Raw genomic sequence first — 21,298 nt, forward strand, 5'->3', positions numbered from 1 at the left:
AGGGATTGGTTATGACCGGCTACTTAAGTTTGGAAAATGGCACAGTTTTCAAAGGAGAACTGGGCCATGGCAGCAAAGGTCCCGTTGAAGGGGAAATTGTGTTTTTTACAGGGATGACGGGGTATCAGGAAGTTCTCACTGATCCTTCCTATAAGGATCAAATCGTTGTATTCACCTATCCGCTGATCGGTCAGTACGGAGTGAATGAATGTGATGGTGAAAGTGCAATTCCGCAGGTGAAAGGTGTCATCATGCTTCATTGTCCGGATGATTATTCCCATTATCAAGCGACATCTTCGCTAAAGGACTATCTTCATAATTGGGATATTCCTTATATGACCGGGGTGGATACCCGTCAGGTGGTGAAGACGATCAGGGATCTCGGGAGCCAAAATGCCTGTATCGGCCATTCACCGCTGATGCCATCAACCCGAAAACGAAAGGGACAGATCGCACAAGTGGCATCTTCAGAACTCACCTATTACGGCACTGGAAGCGTCCATGTTGCACTACTTGATTTCGGGGTAAAAAAATCGATCATCTCGAGTCTCGTGAAAATGGACTGTTCTGTAACCCTCATCCCATACGACCGCATCAACTTGCTTCATACATTGAAGGCCGATGCACTTGTCATTTCGAATGGTCCCGGCGACCCGAAAGAAATGGCGGCTCTGATGCCGCAGCTGAAAGAGCATATCCTGAAGCTGCCGACGCTCGGAATATGCCTGGGTCATCAATTGATCGCACTAGCCCTCGGAGGCGACACACGTAAGCTCCTGTTCGGACATCGAGGGGCGAACCACCCTGTCATAGATCATGGAACCGGCCGGGTGTACCTGACTTCCCAAAATCATAACTATGTGGTGGAGGATGAGAGTTTAGTTGAAACTCATCTCAAGCCGCGCTTTTTCAATGTGAATGACGGTTCTGTTGAAGGACTGCAGCATGAGACGAAACCGATTCTTTCTGTACAATTCCATCCCGAGGCACGGCCCGGTCCTGAAGATGCATCTTACATCTTTGAAGAATTCTATCAATCCATCAAACAATCAGGGAGAGAGAAGATCTATGCCTAAAGATTCAAGTATACAGAAGATCCTTGTCATCGGATCAGGTCCGATCATCATTGGACAGGCAGCGGAATTTGACTATTCCGGGACGCAGGGCTGCCTGGTGTTAAAAGAAGAAGGCTATAAGTCAGTCCTCGTGAATCATAACCCGGCCACCATCATGACCGATACGGAAAATGCAGACAAAGTCTATTGTGAGCCGCTTACAGTTAAAACAGTGTCCTCCATCATCGAAAAGGAGCGTCCAGATGGCCTGGTTGCGAACCTCGGCGGCCAGACGGCCCTTAATCTGGCTGTGGAATTGCATGAAAAAGGCATCCTTGAGAAATACGGAGTGAAACTATTGGGTACCTCAGTGGAATCAATCCAGAAAGGGGAGGACCGCGAAAAATTCCGCACACTCATGAACGAACTCGGACATCCAGTGGCAGAAAGTGAAATTGTTGAAGATGTAGAGGGAGCACTTTCATTCGCTGAAAGAATTTCACTCCCGATCATCGTTCGTCCCGCTTATACATTAGGAGGCAGAGGAGGGGGAATCGCTGCGACGGAAGAGGAGTACGTCAAGCTTGTCCAGACAGGTTTGAAAGCCAGCCCCATCCGTCAGATCCTTGTGGAAAAAAGCATCGCCGGCTTCAAGGAAATCGAGTATGAAGTGATGAGAGATTGTAAAGGAAATTGTATATCGGTATGCAACATGGAGAACTTCGACCCGGTCGGGGTCCACACCGGGGACTCCATTGTCGTGGCGCCATCCCAGACACTCAGGGATCAGGAATTCCATATGCTCCGTACAGCGGCTTTTGACATCATCAATGCGCTTGATGTAGTGGGAGGATGCAATATACAGTTTGCTTTAGATCCTGACAGCAATCAATACTATGTCATTGAAGTGAATCCGCGGGTCAGTCGTTCATCCGCCCTCGCATCGAAGGCGACCGGATACCCGATTGCGAAGATCGCCGTCAAACTTGCTGTCGGCTATACATTGAATGAAATCATCAATCCGTTGACGAGAACGACCTATGCAAGCTTTGAACCGGCACTTGATTATGTAGTCGTCAAGTTTCCACGCTGGCCGTTCGATAAATTTCCGGAAGGAGACCGCCGTCTTGGGACCAAGATGAAGGCAACGGGAGAAGTGATGGCAATTGAACGGACATTGGAGGCTGCTTTTCAGAAAGCGATTCAATCACTGGACATTGGAGTGGAAGGCCTCTCTATGAAAGAAGGTCTGTCTGCTTTAGCGGATGAGAGGCTTCTGGAGGCAATCAAAACGCCGACGGACCTCCGCTTCTTTCAACTTGTGGAGCTGATGAGAAGAGGACATAGTATCGATGAACTTCATGCCGGCACAAAAATCGATTTCTTATTTCTGTCGCTTTTGAAAAACCTTTTGAGCATCGAGATGAAACTGAAAGAAGGACATCTCGAAGAAAACCTGCTTCTGCAAGCAAAGAAATTCAGATTCGAAGACCGTGAAATTGCTGGATTATCAGGCTGTGAGGAAAGGGAAGTCACCGCACTCAGGGAGCTGCATGGCATCAAACCAAGCTTCAAAATGGTCGACACATGTGCCGGCGAATTCGAAGCAATCACAAACTATGCTTACTCCACCTACTATGGTGAAAATGAAATCCAGCCGCTGGAGGGTGAGAAGAAAGCGCTCATCATCGGATCAGGTCCGATCAGAATCGGCCAGGGAGTGGAGTTTGATTACAGTGCGGTTAAAGCAAATAAACGATTGCAAGAGCACGGATATAAGACGATCATCGTCAACAATAATCCGGAAACCGTCAGCACAGACTATGAAACAGCCGACCGTCTGTATTTCGAGCCGATCACAGGGGAGAGCCTTTTATCAATTATAGAACATGAGGGAATTGATACCGTCCTTGTCCAGTTCGGCGGCCAGACGGCGTTGAATCTTGCACCGCTTTTAGAAGAGAAAGGCATTCACCTGCTGGGGATCACCTCGGACACGATTGATGCGGTTGAGGACCGTGACAGATTCTATCAATTACTTGATGGGTTATCGATCCCGCATGTGAAGGGGGATATTTGCCACAGTAAATCGGAAGCCCTTGAAACAGCGAAGGAATTACATTTTCCGCTCCTATGCCGACCGTCCTATGTTATCGGCGGTAAAGGGATGGTGCGGGTGGAAACGCCGGGAGAGCTGCAGAAATGGCTGCAGGGGGCGGATGAAGACTACTTCCCGATTCTGGTAGATGAGTTCAAAATGGGCGGGGAAGCTGAGATCGATCTGGTGGCAGATGGAGAAAATGCCTATATACCGGGAATCATGGAACATATTGAGCGGGCCGGCGTCCATTCCGGGGACAGCATGTCGATTTTCCCAGCCAAATCCCTTTCCGATAAAGTCAAAAAGGATATTGAAAAGTATGCAGGCAAAATGGTTTCCGCTTTGAAGTATAAAGGCATCATGAATATCCAGTTCCTCCTCCAGGGGGAAGAGGTATTCATTTTAGAAGTCAATCCAAGAGCGAGCCGTACGGTTCCGATCATCAGCAAGGTCATCGGGTTCTCTTTAATCGATATGGCGACTGATCTTTTGTGCAATGAGAACCTGAAGATTGATTCGTTCGAAGCACCGACGAGTGAGGAGCTGGAAATCGCAGCCGTGAAATATCCGGTCTTTTCTTCTCACGCCCTCCCTGAGCTTGACCACATCCTTGGAGCGAATATGAAATCGACAGGGGAAGGGATGTGTCTTGGGCAGACAGTGGAAGCAGCGTTATTCAAGGTGTTTGAACCCCTGCATGATCACGTGCAGAGCGGAGGCACTATTTTTATTGATGGAGACATTGGCAGTCTTCAAGTTTATCAAACTTCCGGAGAAACCGGCTTTAGTGAATGGGTGGATTCACCTGGAGCTGCAGTCTATTTCAACAACAAGGATACCGAGGAAATGAAGAAGAAACGAATTCAAGCATTAGAAGCGGGTGTTGCCGTCATCACGGAAAAAGAGACCCTGCTTGCTTTTATCAAGAGTATGGAGGCAGCCGATGTCGCTCCGATTCCATTGGCAAAACCTAAAACGATGCAAGGAGTGAAGTGAACATGACGAAATCAAATGCTGTCCTGTCACCGTTCAATCAGATTTCTTTAAAAGGAAGAGACCTGTTGACATGGCTGGACTATACAACAGAAGAGGTGCATGAACTCCTGTCAATGGCAGAGCATCTGAAAAAGAATCCGGTCTCTAAGAAACTTGAAGGCAAGACGCTCGGAATGATTTTTGAGAAATCATCCACAAGAACGAGAGTATCCTTTGAAGCGGGCATGCTGCAGATGGGCGGCCATGCAATCTACCTGAATTCCCGTGATATCCAGCTTGGAAGAGGCGAATCAATCGCTGATACAGCGAAGGTGCTCTCCTCTTACGTCGATGCCATCATGATCCGGACATTTGAACACGAAAAAGTCGCCCAGCTCGCTGAACATGCAAGTGTGCCAGTCATCAACGGACTATGCGATACGTACCATCCATGTCAGGCGCTCGCTGACGTACTGACCATTTATGAGCTTAAAGGGAAACTTGCCGGATTGAAGGTAGTCTATATTGGTGATGGGAATAATGTTGCCCACTCCTTCATGATTCTGTGTGCTAAGCTTGGAATGGATGTCGTTGTTTCCTGTCCTAAAGGCTATGAGCCTGAACAGGGGATAATCGATGCGACCGTTGAACTCGCTCAGCTCAGCGGCGGGAGTTTCACACTTTCGTATGATCCAGTGGAAGCGGCTGCCGGCGCCGATATCGTCTACACAGACGTTTGGGCCAGTATGGGTCAGGAAGAGGAGACATCTGACCGCCTGCAGGTGTTTGAGCCTTATCAAGTAAATGAAGTCCTGCTTTCCCATGCCTCTGATGATGTGAAATTCCTGCATTGCCTTCCTGCACACCGCGGTGAAGAAGTGACCGCTGAAGTGATCGACGGCGGGAAATCGGCGGTCTTCCAGCAGGCGGAGAACCGATTGCATGTGCAGAAGGCGATTTTGTTGTCGGTGCTTGGCGGGTAATTGTAAGTACTAAGTTCGGATAACAGGCACATCAGCAAATAAGCGATGTGGATAGATAAATGAGTGCATAAATTTTTGTTGATTGGCAGGATTGTCGGTGGAAGATTATTTGAGTATCAAGCGAATAAGTGGAATTTTGAGCTGATAATTGGAATTTAATGTTAATCGGCAAGAATAAACGTGATTTCGGCAAGAATAACATCATTTCCGGCAAGAAAAAGACAATTATCGGCAAGAATAATGCCCGGAACGGCAAGATTATCAATCAATTCGACAAGATTAACGAATGTAAACATCCCGATAGATTCAAATATGGAAGCATAACCAGCTCAGGACCGACTCCATCACTGTTTTTGTTAAAAAAGCAATAATAACGGTAGAAAAAGACACTTTCAGATTACGAAAGTGTCTTTTTCATATTGAATCCACACAACTGCTATCCTATATATGAAAATCAGGGAGAGAATCTCCTCCCAAACTCCGTATTTCACTGCTATAATTAATACATGTAATAAATTTCCTTTTATTAAAGGAGCTGATAGATATCATGCTGAAAAAGATCCTCTTCGGTCTCGTGTTTCTTATTTTGATCTCAGTAGTCGGAATGGTCATTGAGCGAACGTCCATGCTGGCAGCGGATAAGATAAAATCCTTCTACAAAGAGGACGAGGGAGAAAAACTTGGCGATATGACAGATGTGAATGTAATTGATTATATACCAAAGTGGAGAGAGGTGGATGAAGATGAAGAGGTCCCGGATGATGGAAGGAGACAAGAAGTCATCGTGTTGAAATGGGGGAAAGAAATCATCAAGAGTAACATGGGCCTGGTGGAATCTTTGAAAGAGTCCGCCAAGACCCCATTCCCTTATATCCTGCTTTTACTGATATTCCTATTATTCAAGTACTATAAAAAGAGAAAGAAAAAGAATACCAGACAAATAGACAGCTTTGTACTGAGTAAAGAGGGAAGGACCGAGAAATCCTCTCACACTCTTCCTGGTGAAGAGCAGCCCTTATCATTGGAACTCCATCAAACCAGGAAAGTGGTAAGGAAATGGGAAAGCGGGCTGCCTTTTTATCAGAAAAAAAGACCACATGAGACGATTCATGAATGGTTCAGAAGAATTGATGGACCGTATGAAATTATACCAATTTATGAAAAGGTACGATATGGAGGCCAGGATTCTTCAGAAGAAGAATTGCTTTTATTGAAATCGAACTTATCCAAACGTGCTTAAAAGCAGCAATAGTTATGCTGTAGTGCGAATGCTGGATTGACTTTTGAGAGGGGGAGTGAAATTGGTGGAACTCTTTTTGTTCATACTTTCAATTGCTGTTGTCATCAACCTATACTATAAATCTGACGAAGAAGAGCCATACCTGTTCATGAAGCTTTTGGGATATACCATCCTTGGAGCCTTCATGGTGGAAATAAACAGGATGAAGCTGCCCTTGGGATTCGTTGTGTTCCTGTGGTTCTTTCGCGACATACCAATCAATGCCTGGGGTAAAAAAAGAGCTGCTTACTTAGGGCTTACGATCTTTATGTTGTCGGTGATCATACCGTTCGTTGAGAAGGAATGGTACGAGCGGCCGAGAACCGTGACGCTGCAGCAGACGAACTTTTACGAAGGGAGTCTGTTGGAAGAATGGAAGAAGGTCAAGAAGGAACTGGATGTGGAGAATGAGTATGGTGTTAAGTTGACTGATTTTAGAATGGTCATTGATAAGCAAGGGGAGTATGAACGATTAGATTTATCGATGGTCGATGAATCTAATCGTTATACCGTCCTTTATAAGATAAGACTTTCCGGGGACGGTGAAGCGGTGAGAGTGAACAGAAGCAGATATGATGCGGAACAATGGGGAACATCTCCTTATACTGAAGCTGATTTTGTCCTGGCGCAATTTGACCTTTTAACAAAACCAATGTTGAAAGATGACCGCATGAACTACTACGAGTTCAACTCTGATGGACAGCGGATGGGCTATGCAGTAAGGGATCAGAAGAACTTCCGCGTCGACACCGCAGGGAAAAAGGAGCTCAAAGATAGTGAGCTTCCGGTCGATACCATTGTGGTCGATGTGTGCGGTACGAAGGGGACCATAGATGAACATGGGACGCTCTTCGACTGTGATACGAATCAGCATTATCTTTTCGATGTAATGGAAAGGGAACTGGAAGTGAATTCAGGAACCGTTATAGAAGTTGCAAGAAAAATCTCCCCGCAAATTGACCAGTGGCTGACAGAACATGTCGGAGAGTATATCGGAAGTGAAAAAAATGGTGAATTCATCCTCAAGATAGATGGTGTGGAGAAATCAGTATCAAAGCAAGAATATATGAAGGCGTTGAAAGAAACGCCAGTTGTCGAAATCAATGAAGAGGGTCAAGACAAGTGGGAGGTGAAGGTGGAAAACCCATATGGGGAAGCACCTCATATTATGGAATTTGAAATGACAGGAATAGATCAAGAGGTGACGAAGCTCCATTTTCGGTAGGATCCCAGGCACCTCCATTACATAAGTGTTATCGGTTGCCTGAAAGTGTTTGCATAAGTAAAAATGGGGGAGAATGACAAATGAACAACCGCAATCATATAGTGTAGGGAAAATCACCAATATCCGCGGAGGTGCCGAAGTGAGTAAGCCAACGATTGATGATTATTTGGAAAATGGTATGTACGGTCAGAAACAGACGAAGCCTGACGAACGGCGAAAGTTTCTTGGAAGCTTACGGGAACGGATTGTCATTGCCCTGACGCAAAATCAGGTGAGGGAGAAAAAGGTGTATCAACAGGTGGAAGAAAGCCTGAAGGAACATCCTGGTGCGAAACTCCTTTTAAATGGAAATATGAATTATAACTATCTGACAAAATATATAAAGCTCGCCAATCAGCATGGGATATCATTTTCCATGGTGACGAATAAAGAATCCCAAACCGATATCGGGTTACTGCTCGTATACGATCACGCAATCAATAAGGAAGAAATCTATGTAATGAAGCAGTCAGACAAGCCGGTCAATAAAGCTAAGCCAAAAAAGAAAAGCCTGTTTTCCAAGATTAAAAACAAGCTTTTCTAATGCTGCTTTGCCTGAAAGTATGAAGACTTGAACAGCCATCTGAGGAAGAACGGAATGATAAATAAGATAAAGAGAATCCTGAACAAGTGATAACCGGTGATAATCGAGAGATCGGCGTTCACCGACTGGCCGACAATCGCCATTTCAGCCATGCCGCCTGGGGCCAGGCTGATGAAGGCGGTCAGGAACGGGATGTCATGCCATTTGCTTAAAATAAAGCTTAATCCGATGCAGCTTATCAGTAAGCAAAGAGATGTGACGACGGATAACGGGATGAATCTGGATAATCCTTCTGCCGAAGAAAAATCGAGCATGAAGCTGAAGTAAATCCCCAGACATAACTGTGCAAGGATGATGAGCATGCCTGGCATCGCCGGTACATCAAGACCTGAAATCACCATACCTCCCACCACTATGATCGGTCCGAGCATGGAGGCGGTGGGGAGGTGTATTTTTTTTGCAGCAAAGGCGGATAAGACAGCTGCCGCTAAAAAAAGGATGAAACTCCAATGTAAAAAGGAAGGGTCATCTGTCCCCGCTGCAGAAGCACCCGTTCCGTCATCTGCGAGCAGCGGACTGAACACTAAAAAAGGAACAACGAAAATGACGGACAGCAGGCGGACCACTTGGAGGATGGTCACCACGGTGAGATCGACATTCTTCATTTCTTCCCCAAGCACCACCATCTGGGAAAGCCCTCCCGGAATGCTGCCGGTGATGGTCGATTGGAGATTGATCCCTGTTAACTTTGTTGTCAGATACGCGAGTATTGCAGAAATGACAATCACAGCAACGGTCATGGTGAGCATAGAAGGAAGCTGGGTTCCGATTTCAACGAGCGTCTTCATACTGAACGACTGTCCGATGGCATAGCCGACTATCACCAGGCCGAGATCCCTCAGAAGAGGCGGCCATTGCAAATCGAGTCGGGACCACTTTTGAAAGCCGAATACGAATACCATCGAACCGAGCATCCAAGACAGAGGGACGTGCAGCAGAGTGAATAGTCCTCCTCCTGCAAGACCGAGTAAAAATGTTGTGAGGAACGCACGCATATGGAAAACCCTTTCTATTATTATCTACTTTAAAGGTATAGAAATTAGTTGAAGGTGGCAACTTCTTTGTTTCGGATTTGGAAATAAGTTTGCTTCATTTGTTGAAGTCAGTACATATACCGGTTAACGTTGCACAATCCCCTTCATCCAGTCCTCGCCTATTGCTTTAACACCGCGATTTTTGGTATTATCAATAGTATTGCAAGTGTTCGAAACTTTATGGAGGTGAAGAGGATGTCTAGAATTTCAGAAGATCAGGTGAAGCATGTTGCCCACCTTGCACGACTAGCCATCACAGAGGACGAAGCGAAGAAGTTTACAAGTCAATTGGATGCGATCATCGGATTTGCCGAGCAGCTGAATGAATTAGATACAGAGAATGTCGAAGCGACTAGCCACGTGCTTGATATGAAGAATGTAATGCGTGAAGATAAGCCGGTAGAAGGGCTTCCGCGTGAAGAAGTGTTAAAGAACGCACCAGACAAACAGGATGGACAAGTACGCGTTCCATCGATTTTGGACTAAGGAGGGTCACTCATGTCATTATTTGATCATAAATTATCAGAGCTTCATGAGCTTTTACATACGAAAGAAGTTTCTGTTTCAGATCTAGTGGACGAATCATACAAGCGTATCGATGCTGTTGAGGATAAAGTAAAGGCATTCCTCACATTAGATGAAGAAAATGCACGTGCGAAAGCGAAAGATATGGATGCGAAGCTTGGGACGGATGAGTCGAAAGGTCTTCTTTTTGGAATGCCGATCGGAATCAAGGACAACATCGTCACAAAAGGTCTTCGTACGACGTGTGCAAGTAAAATCCTTGAGAATTTCAATCCAATCTATGATGCAACAGTTATCAATAAATTACATAGTGCCGATACCATTACAATCGGAAAACTGAATATGGATGAGTTTGCGATGGGTTCCTCCACCGAAAACTCAGGTTATCAAAAAACAAGCAATCCCTGGAATCTTGAAACGGTTCCGGGCGGATCTTCAGGTGGTTCTGCAGCAGCGGTTGCAGCAGGTGAAGTTCCATTCTCGCTTGGATCGGATACAGGTGGATCTATCCGTCAGCCGGCTGCCTTCACAGGTACTGTAGGATTGAAACCGACATATGGCCGCGTTTCCCGTTTCGGTCTTGTGGCATTTGCATCTTCACTTGACCAGATCGGACCGATTACACGCAATGTTGAAGACAATGCGTATCTATTGCAGGCAATCGCCGGCTTGGACCCAAATGATTCCACTTCGGCAAACGTTGAAGTGCCTAACTATGCGGAAGCATTGACGGGGGATATTAAAGGGTTGAAAATTGCCGTTCCGAAAGAATACCTTGGTGAAGGTGTCGGGGAAGAGGCACGCCAATCAGTCCTTGCATCATTAAAAGTATTGGAAAGCCTTGGCGCTACTTGGGAAGAAGTGTCCCTTCCACACTCTAAATATGGCGTAGCGACTTACTACCTGCTGGCTTCATCTGAAGCTTCAGCAAACCTGGCCCGCTTTGACGGAGTCCGCTACGGTTACCGCACGCCGAATGCGGATAACCTTCTTGATCTTTATAAAAAGACGCGTGCGGAAGGCTTCGGTGACGAAGTGAAGCGCCGTATCATGCTTGGTACGTTTGCACTCAGCTCCGGTTACTATGATGCTTACTATAAGAAAGCACAGCAGGCACGTACATTGATCAAGAAAGACTTTGAAGATGTATTTGAGAAGTATGATGTCATCATTGGACCAACGACACCGACTCCTTCGTTTAAAATCGGAGAAAAGATTGATGATCCGCTTACGATGTACGCAAATGATATCCTGACGATTCCGGTTAACCTTGCGGGTGTGCCGGGGATTTCTGTTCCTAACGGTTTCTCTTCAAACGGACTGCCGCTTGGACTGCAGATCATCGGAAAGCACTTTGACGAAAGTACAATCTATCGCGTAGCTCATGCATTTGAACAGGCTACAGACTTCCATACAAAAAGACCACAACTGTAAGGGGTGAAATCAATGAACTTTGAACCAGTAATCGGACTTGAAGTCCACGTAGAATTAAAGACGGACAGTAAGATGTTCTCGCCGGCACCGAATCATTTCGGAGCTGAGCCGAACTCGAATACGAACGTAATCGACCTTGGATATCCCGGTGTACTTCCAGTGGTGAACAAACGTGCCATTGAGTTCGGGATGAAAGCTGCAATGGCATTGAATTGTCAAATCGCGGAGGATACGAAATTTGACCGTAAGAACTATTTCTATCCGGATAATCCGAAGGCATACCAAATCTCTCAATTTGATAAACCGATCGGTGAAAACGGCTGGATCGAGATCGAAGTGAACGGCGAGAAGAAACGCATCGGCATTACCCGCCTTCACCTTGAGGAAGACGCCGGTAAGCTGACTCACTCTGGCGACGGTTATTCCCTTGTCGACTACAATCGTCAAGGTACTCCTTTGATTGAAATCGTTTCTGAGCCGGACATCCGTACACCTGAAGAAGCATATGCGTATCTTGAAAAACTGAAATCCATCATTCAATACACAGGCGTTTCCGACTGTAAGATGGAAGAAGGGTCCCTTCGCTGCGATGCAAATATATCTCTTCGTCCAATCGGTCAGGAACAGTTTGGTACTAAAGCTGAGCTTAAGAACCTGAACTCCTTCAACTTTGTCAAAAAAGGATTGGAGTATGAAATCGTCCGTCAGGAAAAGGTTCTACTATCCGGAGGACTGATTCAACAGGAAACACTCCGTTTCGATGAATCGACAGGTAAAACGATCCTGATGCGTGTAAAAGAGGGATCAGACGATTATCGTTATTTCCCTGAACCTGATTTGTTGCACCTGCACATCGATCAAGAGTGGATGGACCGTATACGTTCAGAAATTCCTGAGCTGCCGGATGCACGTAAGAAACGTTACATCGAGGAGCTTGGACTTCCTGCATATGATGCGATGGTTCTGACGTTAACGAAAGAAATGTCCGATTTCTTCGAAGAAACGGTCAGCGAAGGTGCAGACGCGAAGCTCGCATCAAACTGGCTGATGGGTGAAGTTTCAGCCTATCTGAATGCTCAGCAAAAAGAGCTTCACGATAGTAAATTGACACCTGCAGGTCTTGCCGGTATGATCGGACTGATTGAAAAAGGTACGATTTCTTCAAAGATTGCGAAGAAGGTATTCAAAGAGCTTGTTGAAAACGGCGGAAACCCTGAGCAGATCGTAAAAGATAAAGGTCTGGTTCAAATTTCTGACGAAGGAGCTCTTCTGAAGATCGTAACTGAAACCCTGGATAACAATCCACAATCGATTGATGATTTCAAAAACGGTAAAGACCGTGCGATCGGCTTCCTGGTCGGACAGATCATGAAAGCGACAAAAGGGCAGGCAAACCCGCCGCTCGTTAACAAACTATTACAACAGGAAATCCAGAAACGTTAAAACCTGAAACTTGAGTTCGAAGGCCCGTCCCTCACTGCTTTAAAGTGGTGAAAGGACGGGCTTTTTGTTATGGGGTTTAATGGAAGTTATGAAAGGATGCAGTTGTCGGCCTCTTTTTAGTTCAAGTTTTCCTGAAACGGATGATTTTCTTGCTTTTTTTGTAGGTGTAGAGACACGGGGTTGAATAAGAGACTATTTGGGTCAATTGCCTCATTCTAGACAATCAGGCTTGTACTATAGTATGTCTACAGTTTTAAAAGTTAGAAAATTCCAAAAAAGAGGTGTTGTAATTGAAGAAAAAAGTCGTAGCTTTAAGTTTAACTGCAGGGTTGATGATGAGCCCTGTGTTCTCCTCAGAGGCATTGGGTGCTTCTGATTTAAGCCAGAAAATAAATTTCAATGAAAAGATCGGGGCTCCACAATTTATTTCAGGAAAGCTGACAAAGCCTTCAGCTATTGCACCTGAAAAAATCGTGATGAATTATCTCGCACAAAAACAAGACGTATTTAAATTCAAGGGAGATGTGTCTCAGTCTTTCAAAGTACTAGAAAAAAAGAAAGATGAACTAGGGTTTACATATCTGCGCGTTCAGCAAATGTATAAAGGAACTCCGGTGTACGGTGCCGTAATGACGGCTCATGTAAACAATGACGGAGTATTGACGGCGGTATCCGGTGCACCGGTTCCAAATCTTGCAGACAAGCAATCTCTTAAAGCAGCGAAAAACATTTCGAAACAAGATGCAGCAGCAGCGGGGGAAAAGGATTTAATTGCCGAAATTGGCAGCGAGCCAGCGTATGAATATGCGCCTAAATCCAAATCAGTCGTGTATGTAATAGATGGAAATGCCCATCAGGCTTATCTAGTAAACTACAATTTCCTAGATCCAAAGCCTGGTAATTGGAATTACTTCATAGACGCTGAGAGCGGAGAAATCTTAGATAAGGTGAATGAAATCCATGACGCTAACGGAAAGGGCGGAAAACCTGGCGGACCGGGGGAGACGGGCTCTGACACGGTCGGTTCAGGGACAGGGGTACTCGGTGATACGAAAACTCTGAATACGTATCTATCATCTTCTACTTACTATTTACAGGATAATACCAGAGGAGACGGGGTCTTTACGTTTGATGCGAGTAACCGTCAGCGACTGCCTGGATCGCTTTGGTCAGATGCGGACAATCAATTCAACTCAAGCTACGATGCAGCGGCAGTGGACGCTCATTATTATGCAGGACAAACATACGATTATTATTTAGATACTCATAACCGCAACAGCTATGATGGCAATGGTGGAGCTTTAAAGTCTACCGTTCACTATGGAAGAAGCTATAACAACGCGTTCTGGAACGGGCAGCAAATGGTATATGGTGATGGTGACGGGTCGACATTCGCTCCATTATCCGGAGGACTGGATGTTGTAGCGCATGAATTGACTCATGCCGTGACAGATACAACGGCTGACCTGATCTATCAAAACGAGTCAGGTGCAATCAATGAATCGATGTCGGATGTATTTGGAACTCTCCTTGAGTACCATACTGGAAATAATCCAGATTGGGAGATCGGCGAAGACATCTACACACCAGGACAAGGCGGCGATGCACTGCGTTCCATGTCAGATCCAACGAAGTATAATGATCCGGACCACTATTCAGTCAGATACACGGGTACAGGAGATAACGGCGGTGTCCATATCAACAGCGGTATCGGAAACAAAGCGGCTTATTTATTGAGCCAGGGAGGTACCCACTACGGTGTGAAGGTGACCGGTATCGGAACAGACAAAGTTGGGGACATCTACTATCGTGCATTGACTCAATATCTGACTCCGTCTTCAACATTCAGCCAGCTTCGCTCAGCGGCGATTCAGTCAGCGACTGATCTCTACGGTTCTGGAAGCGCAGAAGTGGCAAGTGTAAATGCTGCATTTGATGCAGTGGGTGTTTATTAATCCAATGTTAGAATAAAAATGGGAGGGCTTCGGCTCTTCCTTTTTTTATGGGGAAGAGGGGATGCGAAACTGGCGGGAATGCCGGATGTTCCCGGTATAAAGGGAAATTGCCGGTTCAACTTCAAATTTTCCGCGTATTACTCACTATATTGCATCAAATTTCACAAAAGCGGCTGCAGAAAGAAATCGATACCGTGTTTCTTATCTTAGCAGGGGGGCTAATTCCTTGTTTATCATCGTTTTTGATCCATTTTGGAGAGTTATGATCCAATCTCAGGATATATGATCCGTTTTGAAAAAGTACGATCCATTCTCAGAATTTATGATCCATTTTCAAAATATATGATCTTACAAGAATCATTCTAAATAAATCCCGCCACCCAATCGAAGCACCGGCCATGAAAACTAAAGCAAAAATAAAAACCAAGTACAAAATACTTGGTATGCGCAACTTATATTCAGTTTCATCCACTGACGGAATTGATGGGTAAAGTTTCGGATCGCGCTGGCTGATATACATAGACAAATAAAGTCAGATCCGTAAAAACGGATGAAATGGACCTGCTAACTAAACGCCGGCAGAACTGAATGCAGCATTTTACGCAGACCCTTTAAGCCTGTTTTTTGCTTTTTTCCAATATCTTTTTTGCCAACCGATAATACGTTTCGGCTTCCGCTTTTGATTCAGCACCTTTTAGCTGCATCATATAGTTTTGAAATCGAAGTTTGTCGACAGACGAGACTTTCATCACAATTTTTCTCATTTTGGCTCTCCTTTGGTGGACAAATATGTGTCCAATTATCTATTCTGAATATTCTGTAAATAATGTATAATAATAGTAAATGATTCCAGAGGGTGGATAGAATGTCCTTAATTGAAGTGATCTTGTTGCCAATGTTGATGGGCGGTATCGGGGGCTTAGGACATATTCTGATTTTCAAAAATGGTCATTTCACCTTTCCAAGGAAGTTCGTCGATGACCAAGGTGAGAAGCACTACCTTTTTGGCTCAACAAAGGATATCATCATAGGCGTTCTGGCAGGTTATCTCTCTGTACTTCCAGTCATAGAGACGATCCCGATGTGGTATGCGATCTACATTAGTTTATTATCAGGAATCGGAGGAAGTTCCGTCATTACCCGAAAAATTGAACAAAACCTGGCTACCACGAAAGCATCCTATATCCAAGAGCTATCACAATATCAGCTCGAATTGACCTCTAAGGGAGGATCTTCAAATCACAATGAGGTGAAACCTGTTGGCAAAGTGGAAGAAAAAAAGAATCAAGGTTGAACTGCCGCCTGAAGATTACGAGAAAGCAAATCACTATATGAAAAGACTGAAGGAGGCAGAAAGTGTAATCGAGCTGAACTACTACTACAAAAAAATGGCACAGATAATAGAGAGTTCCACACATTTTGAAGATGGTTCAATTGAAAAATAATCCTATAACCATATACATTAACCAAAATGGAGAGGATTAAACTGACTTTTGAGTCAGCTTTTTTTGTGAGAGTATACTTTTCGTTATTCTGTATGATGCGCATATTTGCATAGGACGGTTATGTTAAGAACAATCTATTCCCCCACTGGATTCTACTTATGAATAGCCGTTATGGCTATTCCTTTTTTTGTTAGCTGTATAAACTGAAGGAATGCGAGTGATGATCCAACCTGTTTGGGACCGGACTGCGAGGCTCCCGGCACTGTCAGGTGGTCTGCTTTCTTATATTATATTCCTACAGGCATAATCACACAATTGAATTTTATGAGGAAATGAAAAAGGATAATACTTGTGGAATGAAGTGAACATGAATAAGATATAGAGAGATAACAAATTTCATTTTTTCAGACACGCACTCAAGGAGGAGTAAGCATGACTTTGCAAGACTGGTTTGACAAAGGAATGACACCAAGTCAATATTTAGAATATATGAAGACTCATAAAGAAAATACACTGTCCATCTTAAATAAATTTACGGTTCCCCGGGTGGATAAAGAAGTACTGGCTTCGCTTGCTGATGAATCTTTACGTGTGATCGTCCTTACAGAAGATTGGTGCGGAGATGCGATGTTAAACATCCCGATCCTGCTGAAAGTCGCTGAAGAGGCTGATATTGAAGTGAAAATGGTTCTCCGTGATGACAATCTCGAGCTGATGGATCAATATCTCACAAACGGCACTTCCAGAGCGATTCCGATCTTTATCTTCATTGACGAAAATGGAGAAGAGAAGACCGTATGGGGCCCAAGGGCGCCAATGGTGAAAAAGATCGTCGATGATGAGAGAGCGAAATTACCGCCGAAGGATCATGAGAAATTTCCGGATAAACAAAAAGAAATGTTAGAACGCTTAACCTCTCAATATACAAAAGACAAGAACATCTGGAGTGAAGTGTATGAAAGCCTTAAAACAACCCTGGTACAGAAAGTATTGATGTGACGTTTCAAGGAAGCCGAGGAGGTTTTAGACTTCCGGCTTTTTTTAAAGGGCATTTGTCAGCTGATTGCTTAAATTCAATCGTGTAGTTTCCTTGTCTATGTAAACGATAGTGGATTGCGGTGTTCAAGAAACAAAGAAAACGGCCATTAAAAAAGGGATGGTAAAAAATGCCCTTTAGATTGGAACTTTTTCCCGGTTCACGAATGACGTAATTCACGGTACTATGGTATAGGATGAGGAGTTGAAGCATCATGATTCACCAAAAAACAAATACGATTGTCATAGAATCACTGGATAAATTTCCCCATAAAATTCACATTAAATTGGGAGAGATCCTCCGTGAAAGAGGATTGACACAAGGTGATTTGCATCGCTTGACAGGTTTACGGGTAGCTACGATTAATGAATTAGTGAATTTTAAGAAGAAATCATTAACGGTTGCTCACCTTGTTTCTATAATGATCGCTCTTCGTATTACGGATATTTGTGATCTTATTGAAATCGAATTCGATGAAGAGGTACAAGCCTACTTCAAAGAAGAAAACGAGCGAATGAAAAACGGATTTACTCCAGACCTGACCAAAACAGCAGAAACGAATGTAAAACGCATCGCAGCTGGAGTCAAAAACTAAATCACCGACCTATTCCCGGGCCATCACTTTGATCGGCCTTTTTTTCTTGCCTTTTAGCAGAGTTAAGGACAGTCTTTTACTCAGATAATGTCCAGTCCCTCACTGTGCTAAAGCGGATGTGAAGTTGACATGAAAACGTAACGTGTTTTGGGAGGGATTTGGTTTATGATAGGGGAAAGAGTAAGAGATGCAGAATGCCATTGTAATCTTGGGTTGAATCTCGATTCTTGCGGGATTATCATAATATACATAGCTTGGAGTAGAAAGAGTGATTGAATGAACGCTGTAGAGAAATACGTAAACTACTTGAACATGGAGATCGAGCAGCCTACCATGAATTATTTACAACGATTGATTCAACAGCATCTTATTCGGATTCCATATGAAACCTTCAGTAAATTTTATTATTTTTCAAAAGGGGGCTCCTATGTCCCTTCGCTTGCAGATTTCACAGATCATCTGTATACAAAAGGCTGGGGAGGTACATGCTTTACCCTGAATATCAACTTCGGAAGGCTCTTGAAGGAATTGGGCTTTGATTGCCGGTATGTAAGGGTGAACCCGGGGCATCTTGGGCTGATGATTAACATCGGCGGTAAAAAACTATACGTCGACGTAGGATACGGATCTCCCATCATGAAACCGGTAGAACTCGAGGCCAGACATAAACATCTTCTTCACGGGTTCGGGGAAGAGATCATCTTTACTCAGCGTGACCAGTTTGAGTTCGAGGTGGACCGCCGTTCAAATGGTAAATCATTCGTGAAGAAAGTGATCGAGTGGGTGCCCCTTGAGGAAGGAGATCTCATAAAGGACATAGAAGCGTCTTATCTTGATACAGATGATAACATCACAATGAGACGGATTACAGCTGTGCGTTTTCAAGGGAATCAATGCTACTTCCTCCGCAATCATACGCTTAAGGTCATGACGTACCGCAATATCCGGGAATATCAAATGAGAGACCTCGACAAATGGAGAGAAATGATCCAGGAGGTCTATCACTTCGACTCAAGCTCTCTTCAAGATTCCTTGCAATTTCTTGAACACCGTAATATAAAACTGTTTTCATAAGCCGCCTTGAATGATTCGTTCATTCCCTGGCGGCTTTTTTTGTTATGGAGTATGGCGTCCAACGTCACTATGGATTTGGGCGGTGCCTCATGAAATGTATCAAATTTCACTCCTTAAGAACTACTCTAATCATGGTTTAAGAATCATAAAGATAAAGAGAAGCAGTCCGAGCGATGAAGCAAGATAGAATCGTCGATAAATACTTACGAGTGCGGTTTGAATTTCTTCAGGAGGAGCGCCGGTAAGCTCGAGGTTTTCCGGCTGATCAAGCCATTCGTTCACCTTCTTTGCAGGAGGAGTGATAAAGCCGATCACGATGATTTGGATGAGTATATAGAGAATGAGAGAACCAAGAAGCCATAGTTGAGTGAACGGTCCGTATTCTCCCACCAGGAACAGGGCAATCCCTGTCAAAACTGCAATACTTCCGCCTATTTTTGGGAAGAATTCTAATAACCTCATGTAGTTCATCGCAATGCGCAATTCCCCTACATTCTTATTCGGTTTCGTCAAAAGGTGGGCGAAGAACGTCGGTCCGATTCCGACAATGGCGGAAAGCACGTGGATCAGTATCAATACGCTCATAAATGACCTCCCATACACGATATTTAAATTCTCTTATTATTACGCAGCATGTGGAATATTTATGAAAAGAAAGAACGGTTTCTGCAAAAGTCATAAAACCTTCTAGAAATGCCTGTAATTTTATTAGATTTTTTTCATGAAAAGAGTTATGATATTGAGCGGTAGATGCTTATTGGTGAAACCAGGGCACTATGTGCATGTATGAAAGAAGGACCTTACGTAATATTGCAAGTTCAGTCTGATTTTAATATGATGTTAAAAGATGGAATTACAACATAACTCCGAGATCAGGGAATTTAAACTAAAGATTAGGATGATGGGGTATGAAACGCGCAAGAATCATTTACAATCCTACTTCAGGCCGGGAGCTCTTCAAAAAGCATCTTGCCGAGGTATTAATTAAACTTGAACAAGCAGGGTTCGAAACGTCCGTTCACGCCACTATCTGTGAGGGTGACGCTACAGAAGCGGCGCGAATCGCTGTCGAGCGTAAATATGATATTGTTGTTGCTGCAGGCGGTGACGGCACGCTGAATGAAGTTGTGAACGGTTTGGCGGAACAGGACTACCGTCCGAAGCTGGGAATCGTACCGATGGGAACGACCAATGACTTCGCGCGGGCACTTCACATACCAAGAGATATCGGACAGGCTATCGATGTCATCACAAAAGGTGAATCCATACCGGTTGACATCGGCCGCATGAATGAGCGCTATTTCATCAATATCGCGGGTGGCGGCCGAATCACGGAATTAACATACGAAGTACCGAGCAAACTCAAGACCATGATGGGCCAGCTTGCTTATTATCTGAAAGGGATTGAAATGCTGCCTTCCATCAAACCGACAGATGTATCGATCGAATATGACGGAAAACTATTTGAAGGTGAAGCGATGCTATTCTTGATCGGACTTACCAATTCGGTCGGCGGCTTTGAGAAACTCGCACCGGATGCGTCCATCAACGACGGCTTATTCTCTCTCTTGATTCTCAAGAAAACAAATCTTGCTGAATTCATTCGCATCGCCACACTTGCCGTACGCGGAGAGCATGTGAAGGACCCGAACGTCATCTACACCCAAGCGAACCGAATCAAGATTCACGCCAAAGAAAAAGTGCAGCTGAACGTGGACGGCGAACTGGGAGGCGTCCTGCCTGCCGAATTTGAAAACCTGTACCGCCACCTTCATGTATTTGTCCCCGTGGATAAGATACGTCCCGAAGATAAGGCGCTATAACGTAAAAAGGAATGCCATTTTAACAGGCATTCCTTTTTATATTTTTAATGAATTAGTAAAAACACTAAAAATGACAATGGGAATCCGATAAGAAACCCCCAGCCGATCTGCTGTTTATGACGGAAGGGCACCTTTCTGACAATGAACGAAAGAACATGTGCGATGATCACAAAGACAAATGCCCAAATCAGCTGACCAACGACAAATACAAACAAATAAGACAGAATCGATTGTTTGTTCAATACAAGTGACAGCCCGAATCCAATAGTCAAAGTTAAAAAGGTGATCCCCATCAGAATATAAGGGAGCCACCAGCGGCGTGATTTCAACGTAAAAAGCACACCGAGAAATACGTTGCCTACCAGGATCAGGTTTACTAAGATGTCTGGTTCCATATGATCTACCTTCTTTTTATAGTTCTTATTTTAAGATTAATTTAAGAAAGAATGAGGTACAGCATTCCCTATTTTTTGTACGACTCTTGAAACGAGGTAAGTTTTGACAGGATGCTCAGTTAGTCTCTCTTAAAATATCTTTCTATACTAGCAACTCTCTTCGATTCTTTTCAAGTGATAACATAAGACTTCCAGAAATAGTCATGAAGGATTGTTTCCCAGAGCCTGTCCTTGTGTTAAAGTGGGGAAAAGAAAGTCGGAAGCACAAGTCGATGGAG

General features: G+C 44.3%; 21 protein-coding genes. 16 read left to right on the forward strand and 5 right to left on the reverse strand.

What is annotated here, in order from left to right; translation table 11 throughout:
• The first annotated feature begins 11 nt into the window (after nucleotides 1-11).
• Genes V6B33_RS13545 through argF form a run of 3 tightly spaced genes read left to right on the forward strand, consistent with a single transcriptional unit; the run spans nucleotide 12 to nucleotide 5,114 of the window.
• Nucleotides 12-1,076 carry a carbamoyl phosphate synthase small subunit gene (locus V6B33_RS13545; RefSeq protein ID WP_334218288.1) on the forward strand — a complete coding sequence of 355 codons (1,065 nt, stop codon included), beginning with the start codon at nucleotides 12-14 and terminating at the stop codon, nucleotides 1,074-1,076.
• Nucleotides 1,069-4,152, forward strand: a complete 3,084-nt coding sequence (locus V6B33_RS13550) for a carbamoyl phosphate synthase large subunit (protein WP_334218289.1) — start codon at nucleotides 1,069-1,071, stop codon at nucleotides 4,150-4,152. Before V6B33_RS13545 ends, V6B33_RS13550 begins: the two co-directional genes overlap by 8 nt.
• Before the next feature lie 23 nt (nucleotides 4,153-4,175).
• The gene (argF, locus tag V6B33_RS13555) at nucleotides 4,176-5,114 is read left to right on the forward strand and encodes an ornithine carbamoyltransferase (RefSeq protein ID WP_442915533.1); all 939 of its coding nucleotides are present in this window, start codon (nucleotides 4,176-4,178) and stop codon (nucleotides 5,112-5,114) included.
• A gap of 161 nt (nucleotides 5,115-5,275) precedes the next feature.
• On the opposite strand, the gene V6B33_RS13560 is transcribed toward argF, so the two are convergent.
• The gene (locus tag V6B33_RS13560; RefSeq protein ID WP_334218291.1) at nucleotides 5,276-5,410 is read right to left on the reverse strand and encodes a hypothetical protein; all 135 of its coding nucleotides are present in this window, start codon (nucleotides 5,408-5,410) and stop codon (nucleotides 5,276-5,278) included.
• Between the two features lie 251 nt (nucleotides 5,411-5,661).
• On the opposite strand from V6B33_RS13560, the gene V6B33_RS13565 reads away from it, so the two are divergent.
• From V6B33_RS13565 to V6B33_RS13575, 3 genes are all read left to right on the forward strand, one after another.
• A complete protein-coding gene (locus V6B33_RS13565) occupies nucleotides 5,662-6,354 on the forward strand; it encodes a hypothetical protein (protein ID WP_334218292.1) in 693 nt (230 codons plus the stop codon).
• Between the two features lie 61 nt (nucleotides 6,355-6,415).
• The gene (locus tag V6B33_RS13570; protein ID WP_334218293.1) at nucleotides 6,416-7,618 is read left to right on the forward strand and encodes a hypothetical protein; all 1,203 of its coding nucleotides are present in this window, start codon (nucleotides 6,416-6,418) and stop codon (nucleotides 7,616-7,618) included.
• 73 nt (nucleotides 7,619-7,691) lie between these two features.
• A complete protein-coding gene (locus V6B33_RS13575; RefSeq protein WP_334218294.1) occupies nucleotides 7,692-8,201 on the forward strand; it encodes a YueI family protein in 510 nt (169 codons plus the stop codon).
• Here the strand turns inward: V6B33_RS13575 and V6B33_RS13580 are convergent.
• Nucleotides 8,198-9,256, reverse strand: coding sequence for an AbrB family transcriptional regulator (locus V6B33_RS13580; protein WP_334218295.1), 1,059 nt, complete (start codon nucleotides 9,254-9,256; stop codon nucleotides 8,198-8,200). The genes V6B33_RS13575 and V6B33_RS13580 overlap by 4 nt on opposite strands.
• 234 nt (nucleotides 9,257-9,490) lie before the next feature.
• Here V6B33_RS13580 and gatC point away from each other — a divergent pair, with 234 nt between their 5' ends.
• From gatC to V6B33_RS13600, 4 genes are all read left to right on the forward strand, one after another.
• Nucleotides 9,491-9,781, forward strand: a complete 291-nt coding sequence (gene gatC / locus V6B33_RS13585; protein ID WP_334218296.1) for an Asp-tRNA(Asn)/Glu-tRNA(Gln) amidotransferase subunit GatC — start codon at nucleotides 9,491-9,493, stop codon at nucleotides 9,779-9,781.
• 12 nt (nucleotides 9,782-9,793) lie between these two features.
• The gene (gatA, locus tag V6B33_RS13590; protein WP_334218297.1) at nucleotides 9,794-11,254 is read left to right on the forward strand and encodes an Asp-tRNA(Asn)/Glu-tRNA(Gln) amidotransferase subunit GatA; all 1,461 of its coding nucleotides are present in this window, start codon (nucleotides 9,794-9,796) and stop codon (nucleotides 11,252-11,254) included.
• 12 nt (nucleotides 11,255-11,266) lie between these two features.
• Entirely contained in the window at nucleotides 11,267-12,697 is a 1,431-nt protein-coding gene (gene gatB, locus V6B33_RS13595; protein ID WP_334218298.1) for an Asp-tRNA(Asn)/Glu-tRNA(Gln) amidotransferase subunit GatB, read from the forward strand.
• 332 nt (nucleotides 12,698-13,029) lie between these two features.
• A complete protein-coding gene (locus V6B33_RS13600) occupies nucleotides 13,030-14,652 on the forward strand; it encodes a M4 family metallopeptidase (protein WP_442915534.1) in 1,623 nt (540 codons plus the stop codon).
• Nucleotides 14,653-15,263: 611 nt separating this feature from the next.
• Here V6B33_RS13600 and V6B33_RS13605 read toward each other — a convergent pair.
• Complete coding sequence (locus tag V6B33_RS13605; protein WP_334218300.1) at nucleotides 15,264-15,416, reverse strand: hypothetical protein; 153 nt, start codon at nucleotides 15,414-15,416, stop codon at nucleotides 15,264-15,266.
• A gap of 101 nt (nucleotides 15,417-15,517) precedes the next feature.
• Between V6B33_RS13605 and V6B33_RS13610 the strand changes: the two genes are divergently transcribed.
• From V6B33_RS13610 to V6B33_RS13630, 5 genes are all read left to right on the forward strand, one after another.
• Nucleotides 15,518-15,946: a DUF4257 domain-containing protein gene (locus tag V6B33_RS13610; RefSeq protein WP_172249885.1), complete on the forward strand. Its 429-nt coding sequence runs from the start codon at nucleotides 15,518-15,520 to the stop codon at nucleotides 15,944-15,946.
• Nucleotides 15,912-16,097 (forward strand): hypothetical protein, encoded by a 186-nt coding sequence (locus V6B33_RS13615; protein ID WP_334218301.1) that lies wholly within the window; start codon nucleotides 15,912-15,914, stop codon nucleotides 16,095-16,097. The genes V6B33_RS13610 and V6B33_RS13615 overlap by 35 nt, the downstream gene beginning before the upstream one ends.
• 432 nt (nucleotides 16,098-16,529) lie before the next feature.
• Entirely contained in the window at nucleotides 16,530-17,096 is a 567-nt protein-coding gene (locus tag V6B33_RS13620; RefSeq protein WP_334218302.1) for a thioredoxin family protein, read from the forward strand.
• A gap of 251 nt (nucleotides 17,097-17,347) precedes the next feature.
• A complete protein-coding gene (locus tag V6B33_RS13625) occupies nucleotides 17,348-17,728 on the forward strand; it encodes a helix-turn-helix domain-containing protein (RefSeq protein ID WP_334218303.1) in 381 nt (126 codons plus the stop codon).
• 276 nt (nucleotides 17,729-18,004) lie between these two features.
• Complete coding sequence (locus tag V6B33_RS13630) at nucleotides 18,005-18,802, forward strand: arylamine N-acetyltransferase (protein WP_334218304.1); 798 nt, start codon at nucleotides 18,005-18,007, stop codon at nucleotides 18,800-18,802.
• A gap of 129 nt (nucleotides 18,803-18,931) precedes the next feature.
• Here V6B33_RS13630 and V6B33_RS13635 read toward each other — a convergent pair whose 3' ends face one another.
• On the reverse strand, nucleotides 18,932-19,387 hold the full coding sequence (locus V6B33_RS13635; protein WP_334218305.1) for a DUF2269 family protein: 456 nt from the start codon (nucleotides 19,385-19,387) through the stop codon (nucleotides 18,932-18,934).
• 323 nt (nucleotides 19,388-19,710) lie between these two features.
• Here V6B33_RS13635 and V6B33_RS13640 point away from each other — a divergent pair, with 323 nt between their 5' ends.
• On the forward strand, nucleotides 19,711-20,625 hold the full coding sequence (locus V6B33_RS13640; protein ID WP_334218306.1) for a diacylglycerol kinase: 915 nt from the start codon (nucleotides 19,711-19,713) through the stop codon (nucleotides 20,623-20,625).
• A 44-nt stretch (nucleotides 20,626-20,669) separates the two neighbouring features.
• On the opposite strand, the gene V6B33_RS13645 is transcribed toward V6B33_RS13640, so the two are convergent.
• Nucleotides 20,670-21,020 (reverse strand): hypothetical protein, encoded by a 351-nt coding sequence (locus V6B33_RS13645; protein ID WP_334218307.1) that lies wholly within the window; start codon nucleotides 21,018-21,020, stop codon nucleotides 20,670-20,672.
• Nucleotides 21,021-21,298: the final 278 nt, after the last annotated feature.

Origin of the sequence: Mangrovibacillus sp. Mu-81 (assembly GCF_036867415.1) — a bacterium.
Classification (GTDB): domain Bacteria; phylum Bacillota; class Bacilli; order Bacillales; family Bacillaceae_B; genus Rossellomorea.

Coding starts and splice junctions, on each gene's coding strand:
- V6B33_RS13640 (WP_334218306.1), top strand. CDS start 19,711: ATGAAACGCGCAAGAATCATTTACAATCCTACTTCAGGCCGGGAGCTC.
- V6B33_RS13600 (WP_442915534.1), top strand. CDS start 13,030: ATGATGAGCCCTGTGTTCTCCTCAGAGGCATTGGGTGCTTCTGATTTA.
- V6B33_RS13645 (WP_334218307.1), bottom strand. CDS start 21,020: ATGGAACCAGACATCTTAGTAAACCTGATCCTGGTAGGCAACGTATTT.
- gatC (WP_334218296.1), top strand. CDS start 9,491: ATGTCTAGAATTTCAGAAGATCAGGTGAAGCATGTTGCCCACCTTGCA.
- V6B33_RS13620 (WP_334218302.1), top strand. CDS start 16,530: ATGACTTTGCAAGACTGGTTTGACAAAGGAATGACACCAAGTCAATAT.
- V6B33_RS13625 (WP_334218303.1), top strand. CDS start 17,348: ATGATTCACCAAAAAACAAATACGATTGTCATAGAATCACTGGATAAA.
- V6B33_RS13560 (WP_334218291.1), bottom strand. CDS start 5,410: ATGTTTACATTCGTTAATCTTGTCGAATTGATTGATAATCTTGCCGTT.
- gatA (WP_334218297.1), top strand. CDS start 9,794: ATGTCATTATTTGATCATAAATTATCAGAGCTTCATGAGCTTTTACAT.
- V6B33_RS13610 (WP_172249885.1), top strand. CDS start 15,518: ATGTCCTTAATTGAAGTGATCTTGTTGCCAATGTTGATGGGCGGTATC.
- V6B33_RS13605 (WP_334218300.1), bottom strand. CDS start 15,416: ATGAGAAAAATTGTGATGAAAGTCTCGTCTGTCGACAAACTTCGATTT.
- V6B33_RS13545 (WP_334218288.1), top strand. CDS start 12: ATGACCGGCTACTTAAGTTTGGAAAATGGCACAGTTTTCAAAGGAGAA.
- V6B33_RS13550 (WP_334218289.1), top strand. CDS start 1,069: ATGCCTAAAGATTCAAGTATACAGAAGATCCTTGTCATCGGATCAGGT.
- V6B33_RS13635 (WP_334218305.1), bottom strand. CDS start 19,387: ATGAGCGTATTGATACTGATCCACGTGCTTTCCGCCATTGTCGGAATC.
- V6B33_RS13580 (WP_334218295.1), bottom strand. CDS start 9,256: ATGCGTGCGTTCCTCACAACATTTTTACTCGGTCTTGCAGGAGGAGGA.
- V6B33_RS13575 (WP_334218294.1), top strand. CDS start 7,692: ATGACAAATGAACAACCGCAATCATATAGTGTAGGGAAAATCACCAAT.
- V6B33_RS13630 (WP_334218304.1), top strand. CDS start 18,005: ATGAACGCTGTAGAGAAATACGTAAACTACTTGAACATGGAGATCGAG.
- V6B33_RS13565 (WP_334218292.1), top strand. CDS start 5,662: ATGCTGAAAAAGATCCTCTTCGGTCTCGTGTTTCTTATTTTGATCTCA.
- gatB (WP_334218298.1), top strand. CDS start 11,267: ATGAACTTTGAACCAGTAATCGGACTTGAAGTCCACGTAGAATTAAAG.